At 75.0% G+C, this 19,500-nt stretch carries 14 protein-coding genes and 1 pseudogene; 12 read left to right on the top strand and 3 right to left on the bottom strand.

Annotated elements, in window-relative coordinates; all coding sequences use genetic code 11:
* The first annotated feature begins 18 nt into the window (after positions 1-18).
* From ACFYNX_RS29515 to ACFYNX_RS29475, 9 genes and pseudogenes are all read left to right on the top strand, one after another.
* On the top strand, positions 19-510 hold the full coding sequence (locus ACFYNX_RS29515; protein ID WP_388665852.1) for a DUF6099 family protein: 492 nt from the start codon (positions 19-21) through the stop codon (positions 508-510).
* Positions 511-700: 190 nt separating this feature from the next.
* On the top strand, positions 701-1,624 hold the full coding sequence (locus tag ACFYNX_RS29510) for an LLM class F420-dependent oxidoreductase (RefSeq protein ID WP_388665690.1): 924 nt from the start codon (positions 701-703) through the stop codon (positions 1,622-1,624).
* A 17-nt stretch (positions 1,625-1,641) separates the two neighbouring features.
* Positions 1,642-2,565 carry a homocysteine S-methyltransferase gene (gene mmuM, locus ACFYNX_RS29505; RefSeq protein WP_388665688.1) on the top strand — a complete coding sequence of 308 codons (924 nt, stop codon included), beginning with the start codon at positions 1,642-1,644 and terminating at the stop codon, positions 2,563-2,565.
* Positions 2,566-2,712: 147 nt separating this feature from the next.
* Positions 2,713-4,191 carry a 3' terminal RNA ribose 2'-O-methyltransferase Hen1 gene (locus tag ACFYNX_RS29500; RefSeq protein ID WP_388665686.1) on the top strand — a complete coding sequence of 493 codons (1,479 nt, stop codon included), beginning with the start codon at positions 2,713-2,715 and terminating at the stop codon, positions 4,189-4,191.
* Entirely contained in the window at positions 4,188-6,743 is a 2,556-nt protein-coding gene (locus ACFYNX_RS29495; protein WP_388665684.1) for a polynucleotide kinase-phosphatase, read from the top strand. Before ACFYNX_RS29500 ends, ACFYNX_RS29495 begins: the two co-directional genes overlap by 4 nt.
* A gap of 262 nt (positions 6,744-7,005) precedes the next feature.
* Positions 7,006-7,689: a hypothetical protein gene (locus tag ACFYNX_RS29490; RefSeq protein ID WP_388665682.1), complete on the top strand. Its 684-nt coding sequence runs from the start codon at positions 7,006-7,008 to the stop codon at positions 7,687-7,689.
* A gap of 180 nt (positions 7,690-7,869) precedes the next feature.
* Positions 7,870-9,102: an arginine deiminase gene (locus tag ACFYNX_RS29485; protein WP_365541786.1), complete on the top strand. Its 1,233-nt coding sequence runs from the start codon at positions 7,870-7,872 to the stop codon at positions 9,100-9,102.
* Between the two features lie 116 nt (positions 9,103-9,218).
* Positions 9,219-10,217, top strand: a pseudogene (gene argF / locus ACFYNX_RS29480) (ornithine carbamoyltransferase); the annotation flags it as partial.
* 227 nt (positions 10,218-10,444) lie between these two features.
* A complete protein-coding gene (locus ACFYNX_RS29475) occupies positions 10,445-11,884 on the top strand; it encodes an amino acid permease (RefSeq protein ID WP_365541782.1) in 1,440 nt (479 codons plus the stop codon).
* Here ACFYNX_RS29475 and ACFYNX_RS29470 read toward each other — a convergent pair.
* A complete protein-coding gene (locus ACFYNX_RS29470; protein WP_388665679.1) occupies positions 11,838-12,287 on the bottom strand; it encodes an ATP-binding protein in 450 nt (149 codons plus the stop codon). The genes ACFYNX_RS29475 and ACFYNX_RS29470 overlap by 47 nt on opposite strands.
* Before the next feature lie 303 nt (positions 12,288-12,590).
* On the opposite strand from ACFYNX_RS29470, the gene ACFYNX_RS29465 reads away from it, so the two are divergent.
* The 3 genes from ACFYNX_RS29465 to ACFYNX_RS29455 all read left to right on the top strand — a co-directional run bounded on the left by ACFYNX_RS29465 (position 12,591) and on the right by ACFYNX_RS29455 (position 16,471).
* Positions 12,591-13,418 (top strand): enoyl-CoA hydratase family protein, encoded by an 828-nt coding sequence (locus ACFYNX_RS29465; protein ID WP_388665677.1) that lies wholly within the window; start codon positions 12,591-12,593, stop codon positions 13,416-13,418.
* Complete coding sequence (locus ACFYNX_RS29460; protein WP_388665675.1) at positions 13,403-15,700, top strand: bifunctional salicylyl-CoA 5-hydroxylase/oxidoreductase; 2,298 nt, start codon at positions 13,403-13,405, stop codon at positions 15,698-15,700. Before ACFYNX_RS29465 ends, ACFYNX_RS29460 begins: the two co-directional genes overlap by 16 nt.
* A 531-nt stretch (positions 15,701-16,231) precedes the next feature.
* A complete protein-coding gene (locus ACFYNX_RS29455; protein WP_388665673.1) occupies positions 16,232-16,471 on the top strand; it encodes a hypothetical protein in 240 nt (79 codons plus the stop codon).
* An 81-nt stretch (positions 16,472-16,552) separates the two neighbouring features.
* On the opposite strand, the gene ACFYNX_RS29450 is transcribed toward ACFYNX_RS29455, so the two are convergent.
* Both ACFYNX_RS29450 and ACFYNX_RS29445 read right to left on the bottom strand, forming a co-directional pair.
* Positions 16,553-17,380, bottom strand: a complete 828-nt coding sequence (locus ACFYNX_RS29450) for a PaaX family transcriptional regulator C-terminal domain-containing protein (protein ID WP_388665671.1) — start codon at positions 17,378-17,380, stop codon at positions 16,553-16,555.
* A 119-nt stretch (positions 17,381-17,499) separates the two neighbouring features.
* On the bottom strand, positions 17,500-19,122 hold the full coding sequence (locus tag ACFYNX_RS29445) for an AMP-binding protein (protein ID WP_365541770.1): 1,623 nt from the start codon (positions 19,120-19,122) through the stop codon (positions 17,500-17,502).
* Positions 19,123-19,500: the final 378 nt, after the last annotated feature.

Raw genomic sequence — 19,500 nt, 5'->3', positions numbered from 1 at the left:
GGAACGGGGGCGGTGTTGATGGAAGCGGAGCGATTGATCGCGCTCGGCCGGCACGCGCTGGTGGAGAGCGGGACGGCACAGGACATCGTGGCGGAGGCCTGGCAGGCCCAGGCCCTCGCCCAGGCGATAGGGAGTCGTCTCGCGCTCTGCGGGCCGCAGGAGCTGCGCGGCGAGGCGCGCGGGCTGGGGGAGATCGGGGAGTATCCGGCGGTGTGGGGCGCCGGAGGGCCGCGCGCGGCCCGGCTGACCGAGGTCACGGACCCCCACCGGACGCTGACCGCGCTGGGGGAGCTGCTCGCCGAGGTGGGGATCGCCCTGGTGGGCGTGGCCTGCGCCACCGACGAGGAGGGGCTCTACTGGCAGTGCATCGAGGCGATCGACGCCACCGACGAGTCGGGTGACCGGGTGCGCGGGATGTTACGGCGTCTGGCCGTCCGCGACGGCGAGCGGGCCCGCCCGCCCGACCCGGCCCGGGGCCGCGCGACCCCACGCCGGGAGCCGTCGTGCTGACGCGCTCCGGCCCGGCCGGCGCGGCCGCCTCGACCGGGCCTGCCGCCTCGACCGATCCGCCCGGCCCGGCCGGACCCGGCCAAGGCGCCCGGCCCGGCTCGACCGGCCCTGCCTGTCCGGCCCGGTCAAGGCGCCCGGCCGGGGTGTCGGCGGGGAGGTCGGCCCGTACGCGACGGTGCAGGATGGAGGCATGGATCTTCGCATCTTCACCGAGCCCCAGCAGGGGGCCGACTACGACACCCTCCTCACCGTGGCCCGCGCCACCGAGGAGCTCGGCTTCGACGCCTTCTTCCGCTCCGACCACTACCTCAGCATGGGGTCCGCCGACGGCCTGCCCGGTCCGACGGACGCCTGGATCACCCTGGCCGGCCTGGCCCGGGAGACGAAGAGGATCCGCCTCGGCACACTGATGACGGCCGGCACCTTCCGGCTCCCCGGCGTCCTCGCCATCCAGGTCGCCCAGGTCGACCGGATGTCCGGCGGCCGGGTCGAACTGGGCCTGGGCGCGGGCTGGTTCGAGGAGGAGCACAAGGCCTACGGCATCCCCTTCCCGAAGGAGAAGTTCGGCCGCCTCGAAGAGCAGTTGGCGATCGTCACCGGTCTGTGGGAGACCGAGGTCGGCAAGACGTTCACCCATGAGGGGGAGTTCTACCGGCTCACCGACTCCCCGGCGCTGCCCAAGCCCCTCCAGGAGAAGATCCCGGTCCTGATCGGCGGGCACGGCGCGACCCGCACCCCCCGGCTCGCCGCGCGGTACGCGGACGAGTTCAACATCCCGTTCGCCTCCCTGGAGGACAGCGAGAAGCAGTTCGGACGGGTGCGGGCCGCCGCCGAGGCGATCGGCCGGTCGGCCGACGACCTGGTGTACTCCAACGCGCTGGTCGTCTGCGTCGGCCGGGACGACGCCGAGGTGGCCCGCCGGGCCGCCGCCATCGGGCGGGACGTGGACGAGCTCAGGGCGAACGGTCTGGCCGGCTCGCCCGCCGAGGTCGTCGACAGGCTCGGCCGGTACGCGGCCATCGGCTCCTCCCGGGTCTACCTCCAGGTCCTGGACCTGGACGACCTGGACCATCTGGAGCTGATCTCCGCCCAGGTCCAGTCGCAACTGGGCTGAGCGGGAGGAGCGAGCCGATGAGACCGGTCCGTGCGCTCGACGAGGCCCTCCGGGCGGAGGTCCTCGTCCTCGACGGCGGGCTCTCCGATCAACTGGAGGCCCAGGGCTGCGACCTCTCGGACGCGCTCTGGTCCGCGCGGCTCCTCGCCGACGGACCCGAGCGGATCGAGGAGGCGCACGCGGCGTACGTGCGGGCCGGGGCGCGGGTGCTCATCACCTCCGGCTACCAGGCCACCTTCGAGGGCTTCGCCCGGCGGGGCACGGGCCGGGAGGAGGCGGCGCGGCTGCTCGCCCGGAGCGTGGAGCTCGCGCGGTCGGCGGCGGACGTCGCGGAGGAGGAGGTCTGGGTCGCCGCGTCCGTCGGGCCGTACGGCGCGATGCTGGCGGACGGCAGCGAGTACCGGGGACGGTACGGGCTCTCCGTGCGCGCACTCGAGGCGTTCCACCGGCCGAGGATCGAGGTGTTCGCGGCGGCGGGGCCCGACGTCCTGGCCCTGGAGACGGTGCCGGACGCCGAGGAGGCGGAGGCGCTGCTGCGGGCGGCCGAGGGGTGCGGGATGCCCGTGTGGCTGTCGTACACGGTCGAGGGCGGGCGGACCCGGGCCGGTCAGGACCTGGCGGAGGCGTTCGCGGTCGCCGCCGGGAACGACCGGGTGGTGGCGGTCGGGGTCAACTGCTGCGACCCGGCCGACGCGGGACCCGCCGTGGAGACGGCCGTCGCCGTGACCGGGAAACCGGCCGTGGTCTACCCCAACAGCGGGGAGCGCTGGGACGCCGGGGCGCGGGACTGGCGCGGCGGGTCCGCCTTCGACCCGGGGCGGGCCGCCGCCTGGGTCCGCTCCGGCGCCCGGCTCGTCGGCGGCTGCTGCCGGGTCGGCCCGGACACGATCACCGCCCTCGCCGCGGCCCTGGCCGACGCCGGAGCCGACGGCACCGGCTGAGCCGGAAGCCTCCCGCGCGTCCGGCCCCGCGCGTCCGGCCCCGTGCGTCCGGCTTCGCGCATTCGGCCCCGCACGTCCGGACCCGCCCCTCCGGGCGCACGGAAAATGCCTGGTGGGGCGGGGGAGGGCCGCACCATACTCGAAGACGTGTTCCTGACGATCAGTACGACCGGCAACCCGGAGCGACCCGCGACCGACCTCGGCTTCCTGCTGCACAAGCATCCCGAGCGGGCGCAGTCGTTCCCGACCTCGCACGGCACCGCGCACGTCCTCTACCCCGAGGCGAGCGCCGAGCGGTGCACGGCGGCGCTCCTCCTGGAAGTGGACCCCGTGGCGCTGGTGCGCCGTGGCAAGGGCAAGGGCCGGGGCGGCGCCCCGGACTCCGCGCTCGCGCAGTACGTGAACGACCGGCCCTACGCCGCGTCCTCGCTGCTCGCCGTCGCGCTCGCCAAGGTCTTCAAGAGCGCGCTGCACGGCGACTGCAAGGCGATGCCCGAGCGGGCCGCCGCGCCGCTGCCGCTGCGGATCGAGGTCCCCGCGCTCCCCGCCCGGGGCGGCGCGGACCTGGTGCGCGCGCTGTTCGGTCCGCTGGGCTGGTCCGCGGTGGAGGCCGAACCGGTCGTGCTGGACGCCGAGTTCCCCGAGTGGGGCGACTCGCGGTACGTGCGCCTCGTCCTGGAGGGCGAGCTGCGGCTCGCGGACGCCCTCAACCACCTCTACGTCCTGCTGCCCGTCCTCGACGACGCCAAGCACTACTGGGTCGCGCCCGACGAGGTCGACAAGCTGCTGCGCGCCGGTGACGGCTGGCTCGCCGGACACCCCGAGCGGAAGCTGATCACGGACCGCTACCTCTCCCGCCGCCGGGGCCTGGCCCGGGAGGCGACGGAGCGGCTCGAACTGGTCCGGCTCGCCGAGGCCGAGGGCCTGGACGTCGAGGACGTGGACAACGCCGTCGACGAGACGACCGACACCGAGGAGCGCCCGGTGCCGCTCGCCCAGCGGCGGCGGGACGCGATCCTGTCCGCGCTGCGCGGGGCCGGGGCGGCGCGCGTGCTCGACCTGGGCTGCGGACAGGGCCAGTTGGTGCAGGCCCTGCTCAAGGACCCGCGCTTCACCGAGGTCGTCGGCGTCGACGTGTCCGTCCGCGCCCTGACCGTCGCCGCGCGCCGGCTGCGGCTCGACCGGATGGGGGAGCGGCAGGCCGCCCGCGTGACCCTGGTGCAGGGCTCCCTCGCGTACACCGACAAGCGGCTGACCGGCTACGACGCGGCCGTGCTCAGCGAGGTGATCGAGCACCTGGACCTGCCGAGGCTGCCGGCCCTGGAGTACGCGGTGTTCGGCTCGGCCCGGCCCCGTACGGTCCTCGTGACCACGCCGAACGTCGAGTACAACGTGCGCTGGGAGACCCTGCCCGCCGGGCGCGTCCGGCACAGCGACCACCGCTTCGAGTGGACCCGCGAGGAGTTCCGGAGCTGGGCGGCCCGGGTGGCGGAGGAGTACGGGTACGAGGCCGGGTTCACCCCCGTCGGCCCCGACGACCCCGAGGTCGGACCGCCCACCCAGATGGCCGTCTTCACCCGCACCGCCACCGGAGACGACGAGAACGAGAAGGAGGGGCAGGCATGACCGCCGTCACCGACACCACCGCCGCACGCCGGGTCCTGCCCGTCACCGACCTCTCCCTCGTCGTGCTCGTCGGCGCCACCGGCTCCGGCAAGTCCACCTTCGCGCGGCGCCACTTCAAGCCCACCGAGGTCGTCTCCTCCGACTTCTGCCGGGGCCTCGTCGCCGACGACGAGAACGACCAGTCCGCCAGCCGGGACGCCTTCGACGTCCTCCACCACATCGCCGGCAAGCGCCTGGCCGCCGGACGGCTCACCGTCGTCGACGCCACCAACGTCCAGCAGGAGGCGCGGCGGCAGCTCGTGCGGTTGGCCAGGACGCACGACGTGCTGCCGATCGCGATCGTCCTCGACCTGCCCGAGCAGGTGTGCCGCGAACGGAACGCGGCCCGCCCCGACCGGGCCGGCATGCCCGCGCACGTGATCCAGCGCCACCGCCGCGAGCTGCGGCGTTCGCTGCGGGGCCTGGAGCGCGAGGGCTTCCGCAAGGTCCACGTGCTGCGGTCCGTCGAGGAGGTCGAGGCCGCCGAGGTCGTCCTGGAGCGCCGCTTCAACGACCTGCGCCACCTCACCGGCCCCTTCGACGTCGTCGGCGACGTCCATGGCTGCAGCTCCGAGCTGGAGACCCTGCTCGGCAAGCTCGGCTACGTCGACGGGCACCACCCCGAGGGGCGCACGGCGGTCTTCGTCGGCGACCTCGTCGACCGGGGCCCCGACTCCCCGGGCGTCCTGCGCCGCGTGATGTCCATGGTGGCCTCCGGCGACGCCCTGTGCGTCCCCGGCAACCACGAGAACAAGCTCGGCCGCTGGCTGAAGGGCCGCAAGGTCCAGCGGACCCACGGACTGGCCGAGACCATCGAGCAGTTGGAGGGCGAGAGCGCGGAGTTCCGGGCCGAGGTGGAGAAGTTCGTCGACGGGCTCGTCAGCCACTACGTCCTCGACGGCGGCGACCTCGTCGTCTGCCACGCCGGACTGCCGGAGAAGTACCACGGCCGCACCTCCGGCCGGGTGCGCTCGCACGCGCTGTACGGGGACACCACCGGCGAGACCGACGAGTTCGGGCTGCCCGTGCGCTACCCGTGGGCGGAGGAGTACCGGGGCCGGGCCACCGTCGTCTACGGACACACCCCCGTGCCGAACACCTCCTGGATCAACAACACCCTCTGCCTCGACACCGGGGCCGTCTTCGGCGGGCGGATGACCGCGCTGCGCTGGCCGGAGCGCGAGCTCGTCGACGTACCGGCCGAGCGGGTCTGGTACGAGCCGGCCCGGCCGCTCGCGACCGCCGCGCCCGGCGGGCACCAGGGGCGCCCCCTGGACCTGGCCGACGTGCACGGGCGGCGGACGGTGGAGACCCGGCACCACGGCAACGTCGCCGTGCGCGAGGAGAACGCGGCGGCGGCCCTGGAGGTCATGAGCCGGTTCGCGGTCGACCCGCGCCTGCTCGCCCACCTGCCGCCGACCATGGCGCCGACCGCCACCTCCAAGGAGGAGGGCTACCTGGAGCACCCGGCCGAGGCCTTCGCCCAGTACCGGGCCGACGGCGTCGCACGGGTCGTGTGCGAGGAGAAGCACATGGGCTCCCGGGCCGTGGCCCTGGTGTGCCGGGACGCCGACGCGGCCCGCGAGCGCTTCGGCGCCGACGGGGTGACGGGCGCCCTGCACACCCGTACCGGACGCCCCTTCTTCGACGACGCCGCCGTCACCGAGGAGGTCCTCGCACGGCTGCGGGCGGCCATCGGGGCCGCCGGACTCTGGGAGGAGCTCGACACGGACTGGCTGCTGCTCGACGGCGAGCTGATGCCGTGGTCGCTCAAGTCGGCCGGTCTGCTCCGCGCGCAGTACGCGGCCGTCGGCGCCGCCTCGGGCGCGGTGCTGCCCGGCGCGGTCGAGGCCCTGCGGCGGGCGGCCGAGCGCGGGGTCGAAGGGGTCGGCGGGCTGCTCGACCGGCAGCGGGAGCGGGCGGTGGACGCGGCGGCCTTCACGGCCGCCTACCGCAGGTACTGCTGGCCGACCGAGGGCCTGGAGGGCGTGCGGTTCGCGCCCTTCCAGCTCCTGGCGGCGCGCGGGCGCTCGCTCGCGGCCGTGCCGCACGACGAGCAGCTCGCGTGGCTCGACCGGCTCGTGGAGCACGATCCGACCGGCCTCGTCCGGGTCACCCGCCGGCTCGTCGTCGACACCGGCGACGAGGCCTCGGTCCGCGCCGGCGTCGACTGGTGGCTGGAGCTGACCGGCGCGGGCGGCGAGGGCATGGTCGTCAAGCCGCTGGCGGCGCTGGTCCGCGACGGGAAGGGCCGGCTCGTCCAGCCGGGCGTGAAGGTCCGCGGCCGGGAGTACCTGCGGATCGTCTACGGTCCCGAGTACACCCGCCCGGAGAACCTGGAGCGGCTGCGGCAGCGCTTCCTCGGCCACAAGCGGTCCCTCGCCCTGCGCGAGTACGCGCTCGGCCTGGAGGCGCTCGACCGGCTCGCGGACGGCGAACCGCTCTGGCGGGTCCACGAGGCCGTCTTCGCGGTCCTCGCCCTGGAGTCGGAGCCGGTCGACCCGAGGCTCTGAGACCGGGGGCCGAGACCAGGTCCCGGGGCCCGGCCCCGCCCGCGCTCCTCCCCCCGCCCCCCGCCCCCACCGGACCGTTCCGGCGGGGGCGCAGGGGTGTCCGGAGCGGCGCTCCCCTGCGCCCCCCGTGCTCGTTGACGCGTTTCTTCCGCACCTCCTAGCGTTCTTCACCTCGTCATGTGGCGGGACGTCAATCCCCTTGCGCGGCAAGGCGGACGACGTGCCCCTGCGGTCGGCGCCGGGGCGTCGCGAGGGAGTCCGAGTGAGCAGTGCGGGAGCGAACGGGGCGGGGAGCGCGGTCGCGGGCGGGATCCACCGGTTCGTCGTCCTCGGCGGCGTCTGCGGCTCCGGGAGTCCGGACCCGGCCGGGAGGGAACCGCGCCGCACGGCGCTGTACGCCGCCTTCGACGAGGCGTACGCTTCCGTCGGCGTCGAACCCGGCACGTACCACCGGGAGGACCGCGGCGACGGCGTCCTCGCCGCCCTGCGTCCCGGCGTGCCGCCGTCCCTCATGGTCGGGCGGTGGATCGACACCCTCCACGAGAGCCTGCGCGCCCACAACGCGGGCCGCGTCCGGCGGCTGCGGCTGCGGATCGGCATGGACGCCGGGCTCGTCGCCCGGGACGCGCGGGGGCACGGGCTCGCCGGACGGGCGGTCGACCTCGCCGCCCGGCTCTGCGACAGCGCCCCGGCCCGGCGGATCATGGCGGAGTCGCCCGACGTCGACCTGCTCGTCGTCGTCTCCGACTGGCTGTACGGGAACGTGGTCGCCGAGGGCGGGCGGTACGTGGAACCGGCCCACTACCGGCCGGTCCGCGTCCGGTCCGGGGCGGCCGACGGGACCAACGGGACCGCCTGGTTCCACGTGCCGCGCAGGACCGCGCCACCGCTGCCGGAGCCGCTGCCGGAGCCGGAGCCGGAGCCGTACGGCGAACCGGCGGTCTGAGGGCGGGGGAGCCGACGGGGGATCACGGACCGGCGTCGGGCCGTCGCGGGGGGACGGCCCGACGCCCCGGACCGGGGGAGGGGGCGTACCGCCGCACGCACCGCGCCCGCCGCGACCGCGCCCGCCGCCTCCCGCACCGAAACACGGGCCCCGGCGGCCCCCCTCCGTCAGGATGGACCCATGGGATTCCACGTCGATTCCGAGACCGGGCGGCTGCGCCGCGTCATCCTCCACCGCCCCGACCTGGAGCTGAAGCGGCTCACCCCGACCAACAAGGACGCGCTCCTCTTCGACGACGTCCTCTGGGTGCGGCGAGCCCGGCAGGAGCACGACGGCTTCGCCGACGTGCTGCGCGACCGGGGGGTGGAGGTGCACCTCTTCGCGGACCTCCTGAGCGAGTCGCTCGAGGTGCCGGCCGCCCGCGCGCTCGTCCTGGACCGGGTCTTCGACGAGAAGGAGTACGGTCCGCTCGCCACCGACCACCTGCGGGCGGCCTTCGACTCGCTCGACGCCGTCGCGCTCGGCGAGGTGCTCGTCGGCGGGATGACGAAGCGGGAGTTCCTGGCGGCGCACCGGGAGCCGACCTCGGTCCGCTTCCACGCCCTCGACCTGGACGACTTCCTCCTCGGCCCGCTGCCCAACCACCTCTTCACCCGGGACACCTCGGCCTGGATCTACGACGGCGTCTCCATCAACGCCATGCGCTGGCCGGCCCGGCAGCGCGAGACGGTCCACTTCGAGGCGATCTACAAGCACCACCCGCTCTTCACCGGGCCCGGGGCGGGCCCCTTCCACCACTGGTCGGAGGGGCAGGCGGACTACCCGTCGACGATCGAGGGCGGGGACGTCCTGGTCATCGGCAACGGCGCCGTGCTCATCGGGATGAGCGAGCGCACCACCCCGCAGGCGGTGGAGATGCTGGCCCGGGGCATGTTCGCGGCCGGTTCGGCGCGCACGATCGTCGCGCTCGACATGCCGAAGCGGCGCGCGTTCATGCACCTGGACACGGTGATGACGATGGTGGACCAGGACACGTTCACCCAGTACGCGGGGCTCGGCATGCTCCGCTCGTACACGATCGAGCCGGGGGACGCGGGGCAGCCCCTGCGGGTGAGCGACCACCCGCCGGAGCGGATGCACGACGCCGTCGCGGCGGCCCTGGGCCTGCCGGAGATCCGGGTCCTCACCGCCACCCAGGACGTGCACGCGGCCGAGCGCGAGCAGTGGGACGACGGGTGCAACGTGCTCGCCGTGGAGCCGGGGGTGGTCGTCGCGTACGAGCGGAACGTCACCACCAACACGCACCTGCGCAAGCAGGGCATCGAGGTGATCGAGATCCCCGGCAGCGAGCTGGGCCGGGGGAGGGGCGGCCCGCGCTGCATGAGCTGTCCGGTGGAGCGGGACGCCGTCTGAGGGACCCCGGCGTCGAGAAGGGCGCGAGGAGGGGGCTGTATATAAATGTTGAAGTGCGTATAGACTTCCAAGGTCCCCGATCGCCGTCCCCGACCGTACCCACAGGAGCGCGACCCATGGCCACAGACCTCATCGGCCGCCACTTCCTCAAGGAGCTGGACTTCACCGCCGAGGAGTTCCGCGGTCTGGTCGCGCTCGCCGCCGAGCTGAAGGCCGCCAAGAAGGCGGGCGCGGAGGTGCGGCGGCTGCGCGGCCGGAACATCGCCCTGATCTTCGAGAAGACCTCGACCCGCACCCGTTGCGCCTTCGAGGTCGCCGCCGCCGACCAGGGCGCCTCCACGACCTACCTGGACCCCTCGGGCTCCCAGATGGGCCACAAGGAGTCCGTCAAGGACACGGCCCGCGTCCTCGGCCGGATGTTCGACGGCATCGAGTACCGGGGGGACAGCCAGGCCGCGGTCGAGGAGCTCGCCGCCTTCGCGGGCGTGCCCGTCTTCAACGGCCTCACCGACGACTGGCACCCCACCCAGATGCTCGCCGACGTGCTCACCGTGACCGAGCACACGGACAAGCCGCTGGACCGGGTCGCCTTCGCCTACCTCGGCGACGCCCGCTTCAACATGGGCAACTCCTACCTCGTCACCGGCGCCCTGCTCGGCATGGACGTCCGGATCGTCGCTCCGAAGACGTACTGGCCGGCCGGGGAGGTCGTCGAGCGGGCCCGCGAGCTCGCCGAGAAGAGCGGCGCCACCGTCACCCTCACCGAGGACGTGGCGGAGGGGGTCCGGGGCGCCGACTTCGTGGCCACCGACGTGTGGGTCTCCATGGGCGAGCCCAAGGAGGTCTGGGACGAGCGGATCGCCGCCCTCGCCCCGTACTCCGTGACCATGGACGTGCTGCGCGCCACCGGGAACCCGGACGTCCGGTTCCTGCACTGCCTGCCCGCCTTCCACGACCTGGGCACCGCCGTCGGCCGCGACATCCACGCCCGGCACGGCCTGACCGAGCTGGAGGTCTCCGACGAGGTCTTCGAGTCGGCGCACTCGGTCGTCTTCGACCAGGCCGAGAACCGGATGCACACCATCAAGGCGGTCCTGGTCGCGACGATGGCGGGGACGGGGACGGGGACGGGGGCGGCGACGGGGACGGGAGCGGCGACGGGGGCCGGTCCTGACTCCGGTCCCGGTTCTGGTTCCGGTCCCGGTTCCGGTTCCGCGGCATAGCATTGCGCCCGATTGGGTGAATATGCGCGGTGCGGTTTACGATCGCACGGTTCAGGGGGGTTCGGGCTGGTAGCCCGGACCCCCCTCACGCGTGCACGCACCAGAAACGAGAACCCCGCATGACCCCGTCCGCCGCGCGGATCAAAACGCCGCAGCAGCTCATCGCCGAGTCCGGCGCCGACCTGGAGGGCCACGGCCTCCGACGCACCATGGGCCTCTTCCAGCTCGTCTGCTTCGGCGTCGGCGCGATCGTCGGCACCGGCATCTTCGTCGGCCTCTCCGACAGCGTCGCCGAGGCCGGCCCCGCCGTCGTGGTCTCCTTCGTGCTCGCCGCGATCACCTGCGTCTTCACCGCCTTCTCCTTCGCGGAGCTGGGCAGCGCGATCCCGGTCTCGGGCTCCTCGTACTCCTTCGCCTACGCGAGCCTCGGCGAGCGGGCCGCCTTCCTCGTCGGCTGGTGCCTGCTCCTGGAGTACGGCGTGTCCGTCTCCGCGGTCGCGGTCGGCTGGAGCCAGTACCTCAACGAGCTCCTGGAGAGCCTGACCGGATGGCACCTGCCCGCCGCGCTCTCCGCCGGGCCGGGCGAGGGCGGCGCGGTCAACCTGCCCGCCGTGGTCGTGATCCTGCTCGCCGCGACCCTGCTCGTGCGCGGGGTCCGGGAGAGCGCCCGGGCGACCGCCGCCATGGCCGTCCTCAAGATCGGCATCCTGATCGTCTTCTGCGCCGTCGGCTTCTCCGCCTTCCAGGACGGGCACCTCTCGCCGTTCACGGGCAGCGGCCTCGGCGGCATCACCGCCGGCGCCTCCGTGGCCTTCTTCTCGTACATCGGCTTCGACGCGATCACCACGGCCGGCGAGGAGGTGAAGAACCCGCGCCGCAACGTCCCGATCGCCATCCTCGTCTGCATCGGGATCGTCACCCTGCTCTACTGCGCGGTCGCGCTCTCCGCGATCGGGGCGCTCGGCGCCGACGCCGTCGCGAACAGCCCGGCCGCCCTCTCGGTCGTCGTGGACGAGGTCACCGGCTCGTCGATCGGCGGCGGGGTCATCGCCTTCGGCGCGGTCGTCGCCATCGCCTCCGTCGTCCTCGCCGTGATGTACGGCCAGACCCGCATCCTGATGTCGATGTCCCGCGACGGACTCGTCCCCCGGGTCTTCGAGCGGGTCTCCCCGAAGACCTCGACCCCCGTCGCCAACACCTGGATCGTGGCCGCCGTCTTCGCCGTGCCGGCCGCCTTCGCCCCGCTCGACGTGGTCGTCGACCTGACCACCATCGGCACCCTCGCCGTCATGGCGGTCGTCAACCTCGCCGTGATGGTGCTGCGCCGCCGCGCCCCCGAGCTGCCGCGCTCCTTCCGGGTGCCGCTCTTCCCGCTGAGCCCGGTGCTCGGCATCGGCTTCTGCCTGTACCTGATCTGGGGCACGGGCTGGACGACCTGGCTGCAGTTCGCGGTCTTCCTGCTCGCGGGCGGACTGCTCTACGCGGTCTACGGGCGCCGCAACTCGCGGCTCGTCACGCCGTCGGAGGGTGCTCCCGGTCCGGTGCCGCCGGGAGCGTGAACCAGGCCGCCTTGCCGTGCGCGGTCGGGCGGTGGCCGCAGTCGCTGCTGAGCGCCCGGACCAGGAGGAGGCCGCGGCCGTGCTCCTGCCAGGGGTCGACCCCGGCGTCCGGGTCGGGGTGGACGACCCGGCCGGGCTCCGGGTCGTGGACCTCGACCCGGCAGTCGCCGGACGCCGTGCGCGGCTCGACGACCAGCTCGACGGGCCCCCGCCCCGCGGTGTGCCGGACGGCGTTGGCGACGAGCTCGGCGGTGAGCAGCTCCGCCGTGTCGACCTCGTCGGGCGCGGTGCCGGCGAGGGCGTCGCGGACGAGGGCGCGGGCGATCGGGACGGCGGCGGTCGTGTGCGGCAGCCGGACGCGCCGGGCGGCGGGCGAGCCGGTGGGGGCGATGGTTCCGGGCATGGGAGGCAGGTTTCCTTCGCCGGTGAGGGGCGGATGGAGGGGGAGCGGAGGGGCTCCGGGACGTCCTGCTTCCGACCCTACGGAAGGGGCGGCGCCTTCCCCAGGGCACCCCCTCCCCACCCGGGGAGGACTTCCGCACCTCCTTCCCCCGTCCGGGGAGGTCTTCCGCACCCCCCTGTCTCCCCGTCCGGGAAGGTCTTCCGTACCCCCCGCGCGAGGCCCTGTGGACAGGCCTGTCGCGTGCTCGTGACGACGGTTACGAAACGGTGATACCCTCCGGGCGGAGGAAGGAGGCCGTTCCGGATGAGTCCCTTCACCGGCTCCGCGTCCCGCACCGCCCGCTGGCGCCACCTGCGCCTGGACGTCGACGAGGGCGTCGCCACCGTCACCCTCGCCCGGCCCGCCCGACTCAACGCCCTCACCTTCGGCGCCTACGCCGACCTGCGCGACCTCCTCGCCGAGCTCTCCCGCGAGCGGACCGTCCGCGCCCTCGTCCTCGGCGGCGAGGGCCGCGGCTTCTGCTCCGGCGGCGACGTGGACGAGATCATCGGCGCCACCCTCTCCCTCGACACCGCCCGGCTCCTCGACTTCAACCGGATGACCGGCCAGGTCGTCCGCGCCCTGCGCGAATGCCCCTTCCCCGTCGTCGCGGCCCTGCACGGCGTCGCCGCGGGCGCCGGGGCGGTCCTCGCCCTCGCCGCCGACTTCCGGATCGCCGACCCCACCACCCGCTTCGCCTTCCTCTTCACCCGGGTCGGACTCTCCGGCGGCGACATGGGCGCCGCCTACCTGCTGCCCCGGGTCGTCGGCCTCGGCCACGCCACCCGGCTCCTCATGCTGGGCGAACCCGTCCACGCCGCCGAGGCCGAGCGCATCGGCCTCCTGAGCGAACTCACCGACGAGGGCGCCGCCGACATCCGCGCCGCCGCCCTCGCCCGCCGCCTCGCCGACGGCCCCGCGCTCGCCCTCGCCCAGACCAAGGCCCTGCTCACCGCCGAACTCGACATGCCCCTGGCCGCCTCGGTCGAACTGGACGCGGCCACCCAGGCCCTCCTGATGCACGGCGAGGACTACGCCGAGTTCCACGCCGCCTTCACCGAGAAGAGGCCCCCGAAGTGGCGGGGCCGGTAACCGCCCGAGGGGCCCCGGGCGGGCCCCGCCCCGCGTCCCCCTCCCGCATCGCCGTCGTCGGCGGCGGCCCCGGCGGGCTCTACGCCGCCGCCCTGCTCAAGCGGCGCGACCCCCGGCGCGAGGTCACCGTCTGGGAGCGGAACGCGCCCACCGACACCTTCGGCTTCGGCGTCGTCCTCTCCGACGAGACCCTCGGCGGGATCCGGGACGCCGACCCCGTCGTGTACGCGGCGCTCGACCGCGAACTCGTCCGCTGGGAGGACATCGACGTCGTCCACCGGGGCCGGCGCACCACCTCCACCGGCCACGCCTTCGCCGCCCTCGGCCGCCGCCGGCTCCTGGAGATCCTGCACGCCCGCTGCGCCGACCTCGGCGTACGGCTCCGCTTCCGCGCCGAGGCCCCGCCCGCCGCCGAACTGGCCGCCGGGAACGACCTGGTCGTCGCCGCCGACGGCGTCCACAGCCGCACCCGCCAGGCGTACGCCGCGCACTTCCGCCCCCGGATCACCACCCACCGCTGCCGCTACATCTGGCTCGCCGCCGACTTCGCCCTCGACGCCTTCCGCTTCGAGACCGCCGAGACCGGCCACGGCGTGCTGCAACTCCACGCCTACCCCTACGAGTCCGGCTCCTCCACCGTCATCGTCGAGGCCCGCGAGGAGGTCTGGCGCGCCGCCGGCCTCCACGTGCTCGACGAGGCCGGATCCGCCGCCCGCTGCGCCGAGCTCTTCGCCGGGACGCTCGGCGGCCGGAGGCTGCGCGCCAACAACTCCGCCTGGACCGCCTTCCGCACGGTCGTCAACGACCGCTGGTCGTACGGCAACACCGTCCTCATCGGCGACGCCGCCCACACCGCGCACTTCTCCATCGGCTCCGGCACCAAACTGGCCGTCGAGGACGCCCTCGCCCTCGCCGACAACCTCGACGCCCACCGCACCACGGACGAGGCCCTGGCCGCCTACGAGGCCGCGCGCCGCCCCGCCGTCGCCTCCACCCAGCGCGCGGCCGCCGCCAGCCTCCACTGGTTCGAGGAGCTCGCGGACCGCGTCGACCGGCCGCCCCGCCGCTTCGCCTTCGACCTCCTCACCCGCAGCCGCCGCGTCACCCACGCCAACCTGCGCCTGCGCGACCCCGCCTTCACCGCCACCGTCGAGGACGACTTCGGCTGCCCGCCCGGCACCCCGCCCATGTTCACCCCCTTCCGCCTGCGCGGACTGACCCTGCGCAACCGGATCGTGGTCTCCCCCATGGACCTGTACGTCGCGCAGGACGGCGTTCCCGGCGACTTCCACCTCGTCCACCTGGGGTCCAGGGCCCTCGGCGGCGCCGGACTCGTCATGACCGAGATGGTCTGCGTGAGCCCCACCGGCCGCATCACCCCCGGCTGCACCGGCCTCTGGACCGACGAACAGGCCGCCGCCTGGAGCCGGATCACCGACTTCGTCCACACGAGCGCGCCCGGCGCCGCGCTCGGCGTCCAGCTCGGCCACTCCGGCCGCAAGGGCTCCACCCGGCGCATGTGGGAGGGGATCGACCGGCCGCTGCCCGAGGGCAACTGGCCCCTCGTCGCCGCCTCGCCCCTCCCGTACCGGCCCGGCGTCAACCAGACCCCCACCGCCCTCGACCGCACCGGACTCACCGCCGTGCGCGAGGAGTTCACGGCCGCCGCCCGGCGCGCCGCCCGCAGCGGCTTCGACCTCCTCGAACTCCACGCCGCCCACGGCTACCTGCTCTCCGGCTTCCTCTCCCCGCTCACCAACCACCGCACCGACGCCTACGGCGGCGACCTCGAAGGGCGCCTCCGCTTCCCCCTCGAAGTCCTCGACGCGGTACGGGAGGCGTGGCCCGACGACCGGCCCCTCACCGTCCGGATCTCGGCCACCGACTGGGCCGAGGGCGGCACGACCGCCGAGGACGCCGTCACGATCGCCCGCGCCCTCGCCGCGCACGGCGCCGACGCGATCGACGTCTCCACCGGCCAGGTCGTCCCCCACGAGACCCCCGCCCACGGCCGCTCCTACCAGGCCCCGTACGCCGACCGCATCCGCAACGAGACCGGCGTCCCCGTGATCGCGGTCGGCGCGATCTCCTCCTGGGACGACGTCAACTCCCTCCTCCTGGCCGGCCGCGCCGACCTCTGCGCCCTCGCCCGACCCCACCTCTACGACCCCCACTGGACCCTCCACGCGGCGGCCGAACAGGGCTACGAGGGCCCGGCGGCCCCCTGGCCGGCCCCGTACCGCGCGGGCAGCCGCCGCCCGCCCACCGGCCGCCGCGACTAGGGCCTGTCCGGCGAGAACCGTCCGGCAGAACCGGTCAAACAACCCTGCGAACCCTCCCCGTTCGGGATGAAGCGGCGCCGCCGCCGTGCCTCCGGTCGCCCTCCCGCTGTTCTCTCCGGCGGAAAGATCGTTCCGACCCCGGGAGAGGGCACGATGCAGCGAGGCGGGCAGGGCGGTCGGCGCCCATGAGCCTGTACCAGGAGGCCGCGCCCCGGACGGCGTCCGCCGCCACCCGCACCGCCCGGGCGGTGGCCGGGGAACTCCTCGACCGCACCCTCGGCACCCTGACCGCGTGCCCCCGCTGGGACGTCGACGCCTCCGCCTCCGGATTCGGCACCGCCCCCGGCCCGGTCCCGCCGATCGGCACCGACTACCTGGCCCAGGTCCACGGCGGCCTCGCCGCTGCTCTCCGCCGCGGCCCTGGTCCCGCGCCCGGCCCGGCGCGTCGCGCTCTCCCCGCTCGACCGCCCGCTGCCCACCGCCGACGGCCTGCTGTACCTGGGGGCCGAGGCGCGGGCCCTGCCCCGGGAGGTGGCCCGGACCGTCGGCGCCACCGGCACCGCCACGGTGGGGGAGCGGCTGCGGACCCGCACGACGGACGCGTGGCTGGCCGAGCTGCGGGCGGCGGGGCTGCCGTCCGTCGCCGTCCGCACCGACCTGGCGGCCCTCGCCGCGGACCCGGCCTTCGCCCGGACCGTCCTGCCGCCCGACGACCGCCTCCCGTACGCGCGTCCCGCCGCGCCCTGGGAGTTCACCGAGGAGGCCCGATGAGCCCGCCGCACCGGCTCGGCGTGGTCCTGATGGTCGCGTCCCACCCGCTGGCGGCGGCCCTCGGCTGACGCGCCCGGTCCCCTACTCCCCGCCCCCGGCCAGGAAGGGCCGTACGAACTCCGCGCCCCGGTCCCGCAGCAGCTCGTGCAGGGCGGCGAAGACCTCCGCCGAGCGGCGGCCCGGCCAGTCGTCGGGGAGCAGCTCCGCCGGGAGGACCGGGTCGGCGTACGGGAGGCGGCGCCAGGAGTCGAGGGCGAGGAGGTGGTCCCGGTAGGCGTCCCCGGGGTCGCCCGGGTCCTTCCGCCGGGCCCGCAGGACCGGCTCGTGGACCCTCAGGAACTCCTCGTGGAGGGCGGCGATGGCCGGCAGGTCCCACCAGCGGGCCGCCGCCTCCGCCGTCGCCGCGTACCCCAGGTGGTCGCCCCGGAAGAGGTCCACGTACGGGGAGAGCCCCAGGCGCTCCAGGGTGTTGCGGGTCTCCTCGTACAGGCGCGCGGGCGCGATCCAGACGCCCGGCGCCGCCGTGCCGAAGCCGAGGCGGCCGAGCCGGGAGCGCAGCAGGTGGCGCTTGTGGCGCTCGGCCTCGGGCACCGAGAAGACGGCCAGGACCCAGCCCTCGGACAGCTTCGGCTCGCTCCGGGCGTAGATCCGGCGGTCGCCGTCGTCCAGGAGCCGGCGGGCGTCCTCGGAGAGGGCGTATCCGGCGGCCCCGTCCGCCGTGCGGCGCGGCAGCAGCAGGCCGCGCCGCTTGAGCCGCGACACCGAGGAGCGCACGGAGGGCGCGTCCACGCCGACGGCGGCGAGCAGCCGGACGAGCCCGGCCACCGGCACCGGCGAGCCGTCGGACGTGCGCCCGTACGCGCCGTAGAGGGAGACGATCAGGGATCGGGGGGTGTGCTGCTCGGCCACGTGATCACTTTAGGCGGTGGGCGCGGCGGATGTGCACACGTCAGGCGGGGTCGCACCGGGCACGGACACGGACGGGGGTACGGGCGGGAGTGCGGGCGCGGACGCCGCCGGACACCCGGTCACACCGCCTCCCGGAGCCGGAAGCGCTGGAGCTTGCCCGTCGCCGTGCGCGGCAGCGCGTCCAGGAAGACGACCTCGCGGGGCGACTTGTACGGGGCGAGGCGGGCGCGCACGAAGGCCCGCAGCGCGGCGGCCGTGCTCGCGTCGCGCGGCACCCCGTCCCGTACCACCGCGTACGCCACGACGACCTGGCCGCGCAGTTCGTCGGGGCGGCCCACCACGGCCGTCTCCACCACGTCGGGGTGGTCGAGGAGGACCTCCTCGACCTGGGGCCCCGCGATGTTGTACCCGGCCGAGATGATCATGTCGTCGGCGCGGGAGACGTACCGGAACCAGCCGTCGGGTTCGCGGACGTACGTGTCGCCCGTGACGTTCCAGCCGTTCCGCACGTACTCCGCCTGGCGGGGGTCGTCCAGATAGCGGCAGCCGACCGGGCCGCGCACCGCGAGCAGCCCCTCCCGGCCGTCCGGGACCTCCCGGCCCTCCCGGTCGACGATCCTGGCCCGCCAGCCGGGGACCGGGCGGCCGGTGGTGCCGGGGCGGATGTCGCCGTCGGCGGCCGAGAGGAAGATGTGCAGCAGCTCGGTCGAGCCGATGCCGTTGATCAGGCGCAGGCCCGTGCGGGCGTACCAGGACCGCCAGGTCGCCTCCGGCAGGTTCTCGCCGGCGGAGACGCAGCGGCGCAGCGAGCCGGTGTCCGGGGCGATGCCCTGGGCCAGTTCGTCGAGCATGACCCGGTAGGCGGTCGGGGCGGTGAAGAGCACCGAGATCCGGTGCCGCTCGATCGCCGCGAGGAGCTGTTTCGGACCGGCCTGTTCGAGGAGGACCGCGCTCGCCCCGGCGCGCAGGGGGAAGACGACGAGCCCGCCGAGGCCGAAGGTGAAGGCGAGCGGCGGGGAACCGGCGAAGACGTCGTCGGGCAGCGGGCGCAGCACGTGGGCGGAGAAGGTGTCGGCGACGGCCAGGACGTCCCGGTGGAAGTGGACGCAGCCCTTGGGGCGGCCGGTGGTGCCGGAGGTGAAGGCGACGAGGGCCACGTCGTCGGCGGCGGTCGGCACCGCCTCGTACGGGGCGTGGTGACGGGCGGCGAGGGCGAGCAGGTCGTCCGGTCCGTCCCCGCCGAACGGGGTGATCCGGAGCCCGGGGATCCGGGCCGCGAGGAGCTCGTCGAGGGAGCGGGCGTCGCAGAGCGCGTGGGTGCAGCGGGCCGCGTCCGCCATGACGGCCAGCTCGGGGGCGCGCTGCTGGGCCAGAACGGTGACGGCGACCCCGCCGGCCTTCATCACGGCGAGCCAGCAGGCGGCCAGCCAGGGGGTGGTCGGTCCGCGCAGGAGGACCCGGTTGCCGGGCACGAGCCCCAGGTCGGCGGTGAGGACGTGGGCCGCCCGGTCGACCCGGTCCCGCAGCTCCCCGTAGCTCCAGGTCCCGCCGTCGCCGTCGTGGAAGGCGGGCCGGTCGGCGCCGAAACGTTCCACCGCGCGGTCGAGGAGTTCCGTCCCGCAGTTGAGCCGGTCGGGGTACGCGAGCTCCGGGAGGTCGAAGAGCATCCCGGGCCACTGCTCCGGCGGCGGCAGCCGGTCACGGGCGAACGTGTCGAGGTGGGCCGAGGGTGTCAGCTCCATGAGTCCGTCCCCCTGTCGTGGTGGGGTCGCCCGTCGCTCCACGAGCGTATCGTGATGGTGACGACAGTCAACGGTCCGCGACAAGGGCGCCGGGAGGCGCGGGAAGGGGGGCGCCCGGGGGCGGGGTCACGGAGCGGTCGTAAGGCGGCGGGACGGAGGCGCCGGGAGGTGCCGGGAGAAGGGCACGGCAGTGCGCCGGGACGGAGGCGCCGGGAAACGCCGGGGCGGGGAGGCCGGAAGACGTCGGTGCGGGGGTGCCGGGAGGCGCCGGGGCGGGGACGCCGGAAGGTGCCCGGACCCGGGCGCCGACGGGCGTCGGGGCCGAGGCGCAGGAAGGCGTTGGTGCGTGGGCGCCCTGAGGCGCCGGAACGGAGACGC

Source organism: Streptomyces sp. NPDC007872 (assembly GCF_042868165.1).
GTDB lineage: Bacteria > Actinomycetota > Actinomycetes > Streptomycetales > Streptomycetaceae > Streptomyces.
The sequence above is the reverse complement of the archived record's forward strand: the minus strand, read 5'-3'. Positions and strand labels throughout refer to the sequence as shown.

What these genes read in the sequence shown, in the direction of transcription:
- ACFYNX_RS29515 (WP_388665852.1), top strand. Translation starts at nt 19, where the DNA reads ATGGAAGCGGAGCGATTGATCGCGCTCGGCCGGCACGCGCTGGTGGAG.
- ACFYNX_RS29510 (WP_388665690.1), top strand. Translation starts at nt 701, where the DNA reads ATGGATCTTCGCATCTTCACCGAGCCCCAGCAGGGGGCCGACTACGAC.
- mmuM (WP_388665688.1), top strand. Translation starts at nt 1,642, where the DNA reads ATGAGACCGGTCCGTGCGCTCGACGAGGCCCTCCGGGCGGAGGTCCTC.
- ACFYNX_RS29495 (WP_388665684.1), top strand. Translation starts at nt 4,188, where the DNA reads ATGACCGCCGTCACCGACACCACCGCCGCACGCCGGGTCCTGCCCGTC.
- ACFYNX_RS29485 (WP_365541786.1), top strand. Translation starts at nt 7,870, where the DNA reads ATGGGATTCCACGTCGATTCCGAGACCGGGCGGCTGCGCCGCGTCATC.
- ACFYNX_RS29475 (WP_365541782.1), top strand. Translation starts at nt 10,445, where the DNA reads ATGACCCCGTCCGCCGCGCGGATCAAAACGCCGCAGCAGCTCATCGCC.
- ACFYNX_RS29470 (WP_388665679.1), bottom strand. Translation starts at nt 12,287, where the DNA reads ATGCCCGGAACCATCGCCCCCACCGGCTCGCCCGCCGCCCGGCGCGTC.
- ACFYNX_RS29465 (WP_388665677.1), top strand. Translation starts at nt 12,591, where the DNA reads ATGAGTCCCTTCACCGGCTCCGCGTCCCGCACCGCCCGCTGGCGCCAC.
- ACFYNX_RS29445 (WP_365541770.1), bottom strand. Translation starts at nt 19,122, where the DNA reads ATGGAGCTGACACCCTCGGCCCACCTCGACACGTTCGCCCGTGACCGG.